This is a genomic window from Herbidospora sp. RD11066 (assembly GCF_054661255.1).
Genome location: NZ_BAAGDO010000003.1, coordinates 1,042,804 through 1,054,726 on the forward strand (window position 1 = coordinate 1,042,804; position 11,923 = coordinate 1,054,726).

Genomic DNA, 11,923 nt, shown 5'->3' on the forward strand with positions numbered 1-11,923 from the left:
CTATCCACGCAAGGCTCCAGACATGAATCCGCGCACGTAATAGCGCTGGAGAACGAGGAACAGGATCAGACACGGAACCGCCATGACCATGACGCCCGCCTGCAGCACGCCGTAGTCGATCGCGCCGAAGGTGCGCTGCGTCATGCTCACCACCGCCACCGGCAGCGGGAAACTCGCACCGTCGCTGAGCAGGATCAACGGCGCGAAGAAGTCGTTCCACGACGCGAGGAACGCGAACAGCCCCACGGTCACCAGGCCGGGCCGCACGGCGGGCAGCAGCACCGACACCAGCACCCGCAGCGACCCCGCGCCGTCGACCAGCGCCGACTCCTCGATCTCGCGGGGGATCGCCTCGAACGAGTTGCGCATCATGTACAGCGCGAACGGCAACTGGAACATCACGAACACGAGCGACAGCCCGAGCAGCGAGTTCTGCAGCCCGACATAGTCGAGCAGCACGTAGAGCGGGATCAGGATCGTGGCGTAGGGGACCATCAAGATGGCCAGCGCCGCCAGGAACAGCAGGTTCTTCCCCGGAAAGGAGAACCGGGCGAACGCGTAGCCACCGAGCGTCGCCACCACGACGGTCCCGACCACGGTCATCCCCGACAGCGCCAGGCTGTTGCCCAGATACGTCGTCAGCCCCTCGCCGAACCCGACGATGCTCCGGTAGTTGGCCGCCGTCAGCCCGTCGGGCCCCTGCACGGACGCCCACCCGCTCCAGATCAGCGGGAACAGGAAGATCACCGACAAGGCCAGCCGGGGCGAGTAGTACCTCACTTGGTCGTCGCTCCCCTCAGGATCCGCATCTGTACGGCGTTCAGCGCGACCAGCACGATCAGCAGCACCACCGAGAGCGCCGCCGCGCCGCCCAGGTCGAAGCGGAAGAAGGCGTTGCGGTAGACCACCATCACCATCGACACCGTGCTGTTGTCCGGGCCGCCGTTGGTGAAGATGAAGAACTGGTCGAACGCGAGCAGCGACCCCGTGATCGACAGGATCAGCATCAGCGCGATCGTCGGGCGCAGCAGCGGCAGGGTGATCCGCCGGAAGATCTGCCAGCGGTTGGCGCCGTCGGCCCGCGCCGCCTCGTACACCTCGACCGGGATCGCCTGGAGGCCGGTCAGCAGGATCAGCATGTTGAACCCGGCGAACCTCCAGAGCACCAGGATGATCGTGGAGGTCAGCGCCATGTTCGGGGAGCCGATCCAGTTCACGCCGAGGAACCCGAACGGGCCGAAGTCGTTGTTGAGCATGCCGTAGAACACCAGCCCCGCCGCGGCGAAGCCGACCGCCCCGGGCAGGAAGAACGCGGCGCGGAAGAACCCGACCCCCTTCCTGCGGTCCTGCACCAGCAGGGCCAGGCCCAGCGCCACCGCCGACAGCAGGACGGTGATGATCACCGTGTACTTCAGGGTGAACAACACCGAGTCGAGGAACAGCGGGTCGTCGGGGATCTTCGTGTAGTTGGCCGGGAAGTTCAGCTTGGCCGCGCCCAGCAAGGGCCACTTGTTCAGCGACATGAACACCACGAGCACGAGCGGCGCGATGAACAGCACCGCCACGATCAGCGCCGTGGGAGCGGCGTACGCCCACCCGGCCAGCGCGCGGCGGCGCGCCGGCCGGGGGGCCGTTCTGGGCTCGGACGTCACTGAGTCAGCGACTGGTTGATGGTCTCGTTCAGCCCGGCCACCTTCGCCACGTCGCCGAACACGGCCTCACGGGCGAGCCGGAGCCACGGCCCCTGCGGGTCGTTGAACGTCTCGCCGAACTTCAGCGCGTAGGGCGTGCGGCCCTTGCCGACCAGCGAGTTGATCAGGACGACGCGCGGGTCTTCAGCCGAGTACTTGTTGTTGGCCAGGTCGACCCGGGCGAGGACGTCCTTGTTCTTGGCCATGATCTCGACCTGGGCCTCGTCGGAGACCGTCCACGACAGGAACTCCCAGGCCGCGTCGACGTTGGTCGAGTTCGACGAGATGCCGACCGAGTCGCCGCCGACGAAGGTCGACTCGCCGCCGTCGGGCCCGGCGATGGGGGCGACGCCGATCTTCATGTCGGCCGGCATCGAGCCCAGCGTGGTGGACGGCATCGGCATGACGCCGATCTCGCCCTTCGGGAAGAAGCCGGTCCAGGTCGGGCCCTGCTCCTCCTTCGCGGTGGGGCCGGTGGCCTTGCTCTCGTAGAGGCCCCGGTAGATCGAGAAGACGTCGGTCATGGGGGAGGCGCCGACCATCGACTCGGTGCCCTCGGCGTTCATGACCTCGCCGCCGGCCGCCCACACCGAGGGCCAGAAGGTGAAGACGTAGCAGCCGCCACAGTTGCCGCCGAAGAACGTGCCGCTGACCTTGCCGTCGCCGCCGAGCTTCTCCTGGACGGTCGTGGCCTGCTCGGCGAACTCCTTGAGCGTGGTCGGGCCCTTCTCGGGGTCGAGCCCGGCCTTCTCGTACAGGTCCTTGTTCCAGAACCAGACCGACAGGTCGAGGGTGTGCGGCAGCGTGTACTGGCGGCCCTCGTAGGTGCCGAGCGTCATGTGCGACGGGGCCAGCGAGTCCTTGAACGGCAGCGCGGCGATACGGTCGGTGATGTCGGCGAACAACCCTTGTGAGGTGTAGTTCGGCACGAACACCACGTCCGATGCGAAGATGTCGGGAAGCTGCTTGGCCCCGGCCGCCGCGGCGATGCGCGGCTGGTAGTTGTCGGTCGGGATGACGGTCAGCTTGACCTGGTTCTTGTGCGAGGCGTTGTACGCGTTCACCAGGCGTTCACTTTGCGCCTGGGTGGCCGCGCGGGTCCACATCGTGATGGTGGCAGGGGCGGCTGCGGCCGGTTCCTGCGGAGTGGAGGGGGTCGTCTCTTCAGCGCCGCCACCGCAGGCGGCCAGGGATGTTGCGAGGAGCGCAGCCACGGCGAGCGCGGGCAGTTTTCTGAGCATGGGGGGTTCCTCTCAACCGAAAAACTGAAAAGGTTTTCGGAAATGTAGCCGCAACATACGCCCCGATCCGGGGTGTGTGAAGCCCTTGCTCTGTCACAAATGCGCAGCTACCTTCGGGCGGTATACCACCACAACGGAAAAGGCTTTCGATGCAACGTATCGCCACGATCAGCGATGTGGCTCACCTGGCCGGAGTGTCGGTCGCCACCGCGTCGAAGGCGCTCAACAACAAAGACCAGGTGCGCGCCGAGACCCGGCAGCGCGTCCTGGAGGCTGCGGAACAGCTGTCGTTCCGGCCCAATCCGGCCGCTCGCAGCCTGCTCGGTGGTCCCACTCGTACAGTCGGCCTGCTGACGAGCGACAGCGTCGGTCGTTTCGGGATCCCGGTGATGCTGGGCGCCGAAGACGCTTTCGGCGGCGGCGAGATGGCCGTGCTCCTGTGCGACGCGCGCGGCGACTCGATCCGCGAGCAGCACTACATCCGCACGTTACTGGCCCGCCGGGTCGACGGCATCATCGTCGTGGGCGAGAGCACCGACCCGCGCCCCTCCATCAGCCGTGACCTGGGCGTTCCGGTGGTGTACGCCTACGGCCCCTCCGACGACCCCGACGACGTGTCCTTCGTCCCCGACGACCTCGAAGGGTCGGCCACGGCCATCCGGCACCTGGTCACCCTCGGCCGCCGCAGGATCGCCCACGTGACCGGTCCCGCGACCTACCAGGCGGCGAGCGAACGCGCCGAGGGGGCCGCCGCCGCGCTGCACGCGGCCGGTCTGGAACCCGGGCCGGTGTTCTGGGGCCAGTGGTCGCAGCGCTGGGGCCGCCAGGCCGCCGCGATGGTGCTGCACGCCGACCCCGACATCGACGCGGTGTTCTGCGGCAGCGACCAGATCGCGGCCGGGTTCATCGAGGCCGCCAGGGAACGCGGGCGGCGCATCCCCGAGGACATCGCCATCGTGGGCTACGACAACTGGGAGGTCCTGGCCGCAGAGAGCCGCCCGCCGCTGACCACCATGGACATGAATCTGGAAGTGCTCGGCCGGACCGCGGCCCAGCACCTGTTCGCGGCCATCGACGGCCGTGCCACTCCTGGCGTGCACCGCATGCCGGTACAGCTCGTCATCCGCGACTCCACCTGAGCCTCGCACCGCCACCCGGGTGGTGCCCTGGAGATGTTAACGCTAACATCGTCGAAAGGACCCGCTCCCGTGAAACGCCGATTAGCCATCCCCGCGACCCTGCTCTTACTTTTGGGCCTCGCCCTACCCGCGCAGGCGGCGGCCCCCATCACCACCCAGATCTACACCGCGGACCCGGCCGCCCTGGTCGTCGGTGACACCCTCTACCTCTACACCGGCCACGACGAGGCCACCGCGAGTGGCCAGAACTTCGTCATGCGCGACTGGCACGTCTACTCCTCCAGTGACGCCGCCACCTTCACCGACCAGGGCGCTCGCCTGGCGATCTCGAACTTCTCCTGGGCCGGCCTCGACGCCTGGGCCAGTGAGGTCGAACGCGGCGCCGACGGACGCTACTACTGGTTCGTCTCCATCAACGGCAACGGCCCCGGCTGGATGAACATCGGCGTGGCCGTCGGCAACAGCCCCACCGGCCCGTTCACCGACGCCATCGGCGGCCCGCTGATCAGCGACTCCACCGCCAACTCCTCGCCTCTCAACATCGACCCGACCGTCTTCACCGACGACGACGGTCAGGTCTACATGTACTGGGGCTCCTACTACGGCCTCCGCGCGGCCCGCCTGAACAGCAACATGACCTCTCTGCAGGGCTCGGTCATCACGCCGTCGGGAGTGTCGAACTTCTGGGAGGCGCCCTGGATGTTCAAGCGCAACGGGATGTACTACCTGGCCTACGCGGCCAACGACTCCGGTTGTGCCTCCCCGGGGTACGCCTGCATCCGCTACGCGACCGCCTCGAACCCGCTCGGCCCGTGGACGCACCGCGGCGTGGTGCTCGACATGGTCAGCTCGACGACCAACCACCCGGCGATCATCGAGTACAAGGGCCAGTGGTACATGGTCTACCACAACGCCGCCGCGCCGGGCGGAGGCAATTTCCGCAGGTCGGTGACGCTCGACAAGCTCTACTTCAATGCCGACGGGACGATGCAGAAGGTCGTCCAGACCACCGGTGGTTCGACGTCGGGGAACCTGGCTCTGTCGGCGACCGCCTCCACCTCCTACGTCTCGTCGTGGGAGACGCTCAACGCCGTCAAGGACGGGTTCACGCCGACCAACTCGGCCGACCGATCCCATGGCGTCTACGGCAACTGGAACCAGCAGGGCACCCAGTGGGTCGAATACCGCTGGCCGACGGCGCAGAACATCGGTAAGTCCGCCGCCTACTGGTTCGACGACAACCAGGGGATCGACCTCCCGGCGTCGTGCCAGCTCCAGTACTGGAACGGCTCGGCCTACGTGAACATCGGCTCCTGCGGGGTCGCCGCCAACCAGTACAACACCATGACGTTCCCGCAGATCTCCACCACCCGACTCCGGCTCAACATGACCTCCCGGACCGGTTTCTCGACCGGAATGATCGAATGGACCGTGGGCGTATGAAATTCCTCCGCGCTTCAGCCGCGCTGGCACTCTTAGCCGGGCTGATCGTCGCAGGGCCAGCCGCTTCGGCGGCGCAGACGATCGGCTTCCCCACCTTCAGCGGGGGCACCATCCCCGCTCCGCCCGTGTCGTACACGACCGGCAACATGATGCAGGCCATGTACGACGCCGAATCCTCCGGCACCGACTTCTGGATGGACCGCCTCCTCGGCAGAACAGGCAGTGACCCGGCCGGGAACTGGCTGATGACGCGGGGCCGCGGGCTCTACATGAAGACGCACAACCCCGGCACGCTCGGCTTCTCCGGCCAGGTGGCGTACTGGGAGGCGATCGGCGGTTCCTCCGCCTTCACGGTCGCGATCACTCCGGGAACCTTCTCCGAGCAGGTTTCCCAGCGGTTCCAGGCGCCGTCGTACTGGCGCAGCGTGCACACGAGCGGGTCCCTCGTGGTGACGCAGCAGAAGTTCATCACCAACAACAACGTCGCCGTGGCGAACTACTCGATCGTCAACAACGGCAGCTCGTCGTCGACACTCCAGCTCAGGGCGACCTCGCCCTATGCCACCAGCGGCTCGGGCAACGAGCTGACGGGGCAGGTGAACGCGTACAACAACCTGACCACGCTGTTCCCCCGGCTGAGCGGTGACGGCTTCACCGTGAGCAGCGGCGGCCTGAACCGCTCGGTCACCGTCGCGCCGGGCGCGACCGTGACGGCCAAGGTCGTGATGGGCTTCGTGACGAACGAGATCCCCGACTCGCTGACCGAGTACAACACGTACAAGGGCTTCACGAACGCCACCGCGTTCGCGACGCACGTGCGGGCCTACAACCTGTGGTGGGCGCAGAACCTGCCCTACATCGACGTGGCCGAGCCCGCGATCAAGAAGAACGTCTACTACCGCTGGTGGCTGATGAGGTACAACAACCTCGACGCCGACATCCCCGGGCAGACGTTCCAGTTCCCGGTGTCGATGGAGGGCGTGCTCGGCTACAACAACGCGATCGCGCTCACCCAGCCGATGCACATCGACGACCTGAAGTACCTCCGGACGCCGATGTACGCCTACGGCAACTGGCTGTCCACCGGCCAGACGTCCAGGAACGGCCGTTTCATGGACAACCCCGGTGACCCCGAGAACTGGTCGAACAGCTACACCCAGTACATCGCCGAGGCGGCCTGGCGGGCCTACCAGATCCACGGCGGCCAGCCCGCGATCGCCGGCGCGCTCGCGCGCTACGCCGAGCGCGACGTGAAGGGCCAGCTCAGCTACTACGACACCGACAACAACAAGCTCATCGAGTACGACTGGGGCGCCCTCACCGGCAACGACGCCGACGCGGTGTCCTTCCACTGGAAGCCCGGCCGGATGGACCGGGCGGAGTCGGCCTACCAGTACAGCGGCGCGCTCGCTTCGGCCCAGGCCTATGAAGCCGTAGGGAATTCTTCTAAGGCGACCGAGATGCGCACTTTGGCGACCGACATCCAGAACGCCATCGTGAACGTGCTCTGGAACCCGTCGCGCCAGCTCTTCGAGCACCGGCTGAAGTCGACCAACGAGTACGTGCCGTGGAAGGAGATCAACAACTACTACCCGTTCTCCGTCGGCGCGATCCCCAACACCGCGACGTACCGCCAGGCCCTGCGCCTGTACGACGACCCGGCGCAGTATCCGATCTTCCCCTTCTACACCGCCAACCAGGTCGACAAGGCCGCGGCGGCGGCGCAGGGCGAGCCCGGCTCGAACAACTTCTCCACGATCAACTCGACCGTGCAGTTCCGGCTCTACTCCTCCGTCCTGCGCAACTACCCGAACTCGTGGATGACCACGAACGACTACAAGAAGCTCCTGTACTGGAACACCTGGGCCCAGTACGTCGGCGGCAACACCGCCTGGCCCGACGCCAACGAGTTCTGGGCCGACTGGAACGGCTCCTCCGTCCAGTACCGGTCGTGGATCCACCACAACATCCTGGGCAGCAGCAACTGGACGGTCATCGAGGACGTCGCGGGCCTGCGCCCCCGCAACGACGCGAAGGTGGAACTCTCGCCGATCAACATCGGCTGGACCCACTTCACCATCAACAACCTGCGCTACCGCAACGCCGACCTGACCATCACCTGGGACGACCCGTCCGACGGCGTGACCCGCTACCCGGGTGTGCCCCAGGGCTACTCGATCTTCGTGAACGGTACGCGGGTCGCGACCGTGAACTCGCTGGTCCCCTTCACCTGGGACCCCGCGACCGGCGCGGTCACCACGTCGGGAACGGTCGCCTACAACCAGGCCTTCTCGAGCCTCCAGTCGCCGACGCAGGTGGCCTTCACCAGCGGCCGGATGACCGACATCCTCGACAAGGCCGGCATCAACGTGGCCTCGGGCCTGATCCCGTCGTCGGGCAGCGCCTCCACGACCGCGTCCGGCAGCAGCACCGCCGGCGCGATCGACGGCCTGCCGGTCAACGAGCCCTTCTGGGGTGGCACCGGCTCGACGACCGACTGGTATGAGCTGAACCTGGGCTCGTCGCAGCCGGTCAACGAGGTGCGGCTGTGGTTCAAGGACTCACGTCCGGCCTCGGCGACGTATCGGGCGCCCTCGTCGTACACGATCCAGTATCTGAACGGATCGACGTGGACGGCGGTACCGTCGCAGAGCAAGACCCCGTCGGCGCCCCGGGCCAACTACAACGTGGTGACGTTCCCGTCGGTGACGGCGGCCCGGATCCGCGTGCAGGTGACCAACAACGGGAGCACCAAGACCGGGCTCACGGAGATCTCCGCCTACAACCGGGGCGGGTCGCCGCCTCCCGTGACGAACCTGGCTCTGGCGGCTACGCCGTCCGCTTCCTACACCTCGTCGTGGGAGACGGTCGCGGCGCTCAACGACGGCATCTCGCCGCCGTCGTCGAACGACACCGTGAACCCGCGATGGGGCACCTGGCCGGAGACCGGCACGCAGTACGGCGAACTGACCTGGTCGTCGGCCCAGACGCTCGGTCGCGCGGAGGTCTACTTCTTCGACGACGAGCAGGGCATCGACATGCCGTCGGCCTGGAAACTCCAGTACTGGAACGGGTCTTCCTACGTGGACATACCCGGGTCTTACGGGCTGGCCAAGAACCAGTTCAACTCGGTGACCTTCACCCCCGTGAGCAGCACCCGCCTGAGAGTGGTGCTGACCAGCACGGGAACCGCTTCACTCGGCCTCCTTGAGGTCAGGGCGTACGCGAACTAGGTCCATCTGCGGGTGCCGTCCCTTTGGGGGCGGTGCCCGCTCCACCCCTCTCTGATTTGGGAGCGCTCCCACGATGAAACGAACATCTCTGTGGGCCGTGGCCTTGACGGTCATGGCCGCACTGGGCGTCATCGTCGCCCAACCCGCCCAAGCGGCCGTCGTCTGCTCCGTGTCCTACGCGAAGACGTGGGACAACGGCGGGGCCTTCGGGGCCAACGTGACGATCAACAACCTCGGGGACCAGGTGAACCCGTGGACCCTGCGGTTCACGTGGCCGGGGAACCAGCAGGTGAGCCAGGGCTGGAACGGGACGTGGGTCCAGTCCGGTTCCAACGTGACCGTTTCCGCGCCGGGGTACGCGCCCGTCCTGTCCACGGGCGCGAGCATCACGGTCGGCTTCAACGGGACGTACAGCGGGGCGAACGGGGTGCCAAGCTCGTACACCCTGAACGGCGTGACCTGCGGCGGCGGCCCCACGACGCCGAGCCCCACGCCCTCCAGGACCCCGAGTCCCACACCCAGCCCGACCCCTTCCAGGACGCCGAGCCCTACGCCCAGTCCGACCCCTAGCCCGACGCCTTCCCCCACTCCGCCGCCGACCACCGGATGGAACCCGCCGTCGAACCTGGTGACTCCGCTGAACCAGGTCTGGTCACACGTCGAGAGCACCTACCCGAACCTCTACGGGTTCCGGAACTACGGCTGGGACCAGATCATGGCGAACCGGGGCTATGTGAACTACTGCGTTCGATGGGACTCCTCGGCGACGGTGGCCGCGGCCCAGCGGGACGCCATTCACGCGACCCTGGCCCGGCAGTTCAAGAAGTGGATGGACGTCATGGCCGGGCACAACGCCTGGCCCTACACCGACGTGCCGGTGCGGGTGGTCGGCTGGGCGGTCAGGGACCGCGCGCAACTCCAGTGGACGGACAACTCGGTCGACATCTACGTCGGCAACATCAACGAGAACGCCCCGCAGTGCGCACCACCTTGTGGGCGTTTCTTCAACCAGGGCGGGACGTATCCGAACTGTCCTGGCGGGGCGGCTCGACACTATGACATGTCGCTCTGGCTGACGTCGGGATTCGGCGGCGGCGCGGGTGGCGACTGGGGTCAGCGCATGGGGTCGGAATACTTCATGAACAACCTCAACGCCACGAACCTGCATATCTACCTACACGAAGTCGGCCATACCTTCGGCCTGGACGACTTCTACGACTGGACTCCGTCAGGAGTGAGCGGATTCCTGATGAAGGCCGGCAGCGCGGCACAGATCACCGAATTCGACGCGTGGATGTTCCGCGACTTCTGGCGTCACGTGAAGAGTAGATACGGCTTGTGAAAGCGGGGGGTGTGCCTGAAATTGGGCGCACCCCCTCTTCGCCCGAATGCTGTCGCTTACCGGAAGATGTCTTCCGGGCGCTCCGCCACCATTGCTCGCTTCACCCATGTGCCGAGTTTGTCGAGGTCGGTGCATGCCGTGATCTGTGACCGCGACTCGTCGGTCAGGGTGAGCCCTCGCGCCTCGGCGAGATCGAAGAGGACTTCCCGCAGGGTGTCGCCCCGGCCGGTCGCCTGTCCGTCTGCTTGTCCGGCCGCGTAGTTCGTCACGGCGACGATGCTGTGGCGTTCGGGCTTGATCATCGTCATGAGAGTCTCCAGCTCCCTCTTCGCGGCCTCAGACAGTCGCTTGGCCACGAACTCAACGTACAGGACGGTCTTCGACGGCTCGATGGCGTTCAGCGCGTGAACGACGGCTTTCAGCACGTCAGGGTTGTCGTTGCCATGGATGGCGCCGGAGAGCAGGGTCAGTTCCGGAGTCTCCCGGGCGACGTGGGTGTCGGTGATGACCGGGACCGCATCGGGCCCCATCACCAGCGGGGTCAGGGTCAGACCGGGATGGCCGATCGTGATGGGGGCGGCGCAGCGGCGGGCGGTTTTGCGTTCGGGGGCGTACACGATGAGCGTGGTCGGGCAGCGGCGCCTGGCCCACAGGTTCGCCACATAGGGGAACCAGTCGTAGATCTTGTCCTTTTCGAAGCGGAGCTGGACTTCCACGATCACCGCCATGACGACCTTGCTGCCGTCGAGGAGAAGCACCACGGAATCGCTGTGGTGTTCGGTGACCTTGGTCTCGTTCACGCCGGAATGGTCGACCTGAAGCGAGGTGTGTTTCGGGGGTTCGACTCCTAACTCGGTGAGAAATCGAGTGACAAGGGCGGGTGAATCCCGGATGAGCTCTAGAGGGACCTCGTGCTCGGTTGACACCATGACGAGGAATTTACCCGAGCCGAATCGAACTGGCGATCGAACATATCCAGCAAAAATCAGGCGAATGCCGCATTCCGCGAGTGAAATATTATTCGCAAGGCTCGAGCGCCGCTCATACGCCCGCTTCAAATCGAGGCACCCGTAAGGATGTGACCCAGGAGTCTCGGACGAGAAGGCGGCGCGTCAGGCGCTCTGTCCGCCGTCGAGGGGGATGCGGGCTCCGTTCAGGTAGCTCGACTCGTTGCTCGCGATGAACACCGCCATGTCGGCGACGTCGGTGATGGTGCCGATTCGCCGTGAAGGGATGGCCTGGAGGTCGACATACGGCTGGGCGGGCACGGACATCGGGGCGTCGACGACGGGCAGGGTCAGCGCGTTGGCGGTGAGTCCGTACTGCCCGTATTCGTGGGCCCACGTCTGGGTCAGGTTCTCCAGGGCCGCCTTGCTGGCGTTGTACACCGACGCCCCGGGCCACGACCGAAGCACCCCGATGCTCGAAATGTTCACGATCCGCCCGCCGGGCTTCCGGATCAGATGCGGCAACACGTCCCGCGTCACCAGGTACGCCGCCCGGAAGTTGAGCCCAACGATCCGATCGAACTCCTCCTCGGTCACCTGATCGGTGACGGTGTCGCCGAACGCGGCGGCGTTGTTGACGAGCACGTCGAGCCCGCCATAAGCCTCGACGGCTGCGACGAGGGCCTCGCGGGTCTCGGCCTGGGCCAGGTCGCCAGGGACGAAGGTCGCCGTCCCGATCTCCTTCGCGATCCGCTCCCCGAGGTCGGCCCGGCGCCCCGTCAGCACCACGGTCGCCCCTTCGGCCCCGAACCGGCGTGCGATGCCTTCGCCGATCCCGGACGTGCCACCGGTGACAAGCGCGATCTTGCCTGAAAGTCTCATGCCTC

The 11,923-nt window shown here is 66.5% G+C and carries 9 protein-coding genes; 4 read left to right on the forward strand and 5 right to left on the reverse strand.

Translation table 11 applies throughout. The features are described from left to right. The 3 genes from ACYQ78_RS16475 to ACYQ78_RS16485 are packed head-to-tail and all read right to left on the reverse strand — an operon-like array spanning nt 1 to nt 2,932. Nucleotides 1-780 carry a carbohydrate ABC transporter permease gene (locus ACYQ78_RS16475; protein ID WP_459801694.1) on the reverse strand — a complete coding sequence of 260 codons (780 nt, stop codon included), beginning with the start codon at nt 778-780 and terminating at the stop codon, nt 1-3. Next, the gene (locus ACYQ78_RS16480) at nt 777-1,652 is read right to left on the reverse strand and encodes a carbohydrate ABC transporter permease (protein WP_459801695.1); all 876 of its coding nucleotides are present in this window, start codon (nt 1,650-1,652) and stop codon (nt 777-779) included. Before ACYQ78_RS16480 ends, ACYQ78_RS16475 begins: the two co-directional genes overlap by 4 nt. Continuing rightward, nucleotides 1,649-2,932, reverse strand: a complete 1,284-nt coding sequence (locus tag ACYQ78_RS16485) for an ABC transporter substrate-binding protein (RefSeq protein WP_459801696.1) — start codon at nt 2,930-2,932, stop codon at nt 1,649-1,651. Before ACYQ78_RS16485 ends, ACYQ78_RS16480 begins: the two co-directional genes overlap by 4 nt. A gap of 149 nt (nt 2,933-3,081) precedes the next feature. Here ACYQ78_RS16485 and ACYQ78_RS16490 point away from each other — a divergent pair, with 149 nt between their 5' ends. The 4 genes from ACYQ78_RS16490 to ACYQ78_RS16505 all read left to right on the forward strand — a co-directional run bounded on the left by ACYQ78_RS16490 (nt 3,082) and on the right by ACYQ78_RS16505 (nt 10,089). Then, nucleotides 3,082-4,071, forward strand: a complete 990-nt coding sequence (locus tag ACYQ78_RS16490; protein WP_459801697.1) for a LacI family DNA-binding transcriptional regulator — start codon at nt 3,082-3,084, stop codon at nt 4,069-4,071. A gap of 69 nt (nt 4,072-4,140) precedes the next feature. Further along, nucleotides 4,141-5,514: a glycoside hydrolase family 43 protein gene (locus ACYQ78_RS16495; RefSeq protein ID WP_459801698.1), complete on the forward strand. Its 1,374-nt coding sequence runs from the start codon at nt 4,141-4,143 to the stop codon at nt 5,512-5,514. Continuing rightward, complete coding sequence (locus ACYQ78_RS16500; protein WP_459801699.1) at nt 5,511-8,747, forward strand: galactose-binding domain-containing protein; 3,237 nt, start codon at nt 5,511-5,513, stop codon at nt 8,745-8,747. The genes ACYQ78_RS16495 and ACYQ78_RS16500 overlap by 4 nt, the downstream gene beginning before the upstream one ends. A gap of 73 nt (nt 8,748-8,820) precedes the next feature. After that, entirely contained in the window at nt 8,821-10,089 is a 1,269-nt protein-coding gene (locus ACYQ78_RS16505; protein ID WP_459801700.1) for a cellulose binding domain-containing protein, read from the forward strand. 56 nt (nt 10,090-10,145) lie between these two features. On the opposite strand, the gene ACYQ78_RS16510 is transcribed toward ACYQ78_RS16505, so the two are convergent. Then, nucleotides 10,146-10,889, reverse strand: coding sequence for a hypothetical protein (locus tag ACYQ78_RS16510; RefSeq protein WP_459801701.1), 744 nt, complete (start codon nt 10,887-10,889; stop codon nt 10,146-10,148). A 312-nt stretch (nt 10,890-11,201) separates the two neighbouring features. Beyond that, a complete protein-coding gene (locus ACYQ78_RS16515) occupies nt 11,202-11,918 on the reverse strand; it encodes an SDR family NAD(P)-dependent oxidoreductase (protein WP_459801702.1) in 717 nt (238 codons plus the stop codon). Nucleotides 11,919-11,923 lie beyond the last annotated feature (5 nt).

Excerpts from the sequence above, each read along its gene's own strand:
- ACYQ78_RS16515 (WP_459801702.1), bottom strand. The coding sequence starts at position 11,918 with ATGAGACTTTCAGGCAAGATCGCGCTTGTCACCGGTGGCACGTCCGGG.
- ACYQ78_RS16485 (WP_459801696.1), bottom strand. The coding sequence starts at position 2,932 with ATGCTCAGAAAACTGCCCGCGCTCGCCGTGGCTGCGCTCCTCGCAACA.
- ACYQ78_RS16500 (WP_459801699.1), top strand. The coding sequence starts at position 5,511 with ATGAAATTCCTCCGCGCTTCAGCCGCGCTGGCACTCTTAGCCGGGCTG.
- ACYQ78_RS16505 (WP_459801700.1), top strand. The coding sequence starts at position 8,821 with ATGAAACGAACATCTCTGTGGGCCGTGGCCTTGACGGTCATGGCCGCA.
- ACYQ78_RS16490 (WP_459801697.1), top strand. The coding sequence starts at position 3,082 with ATGCAACGTATCGCCACGATCAGCGATGTGGCTCACCTGGCCGGAGTG.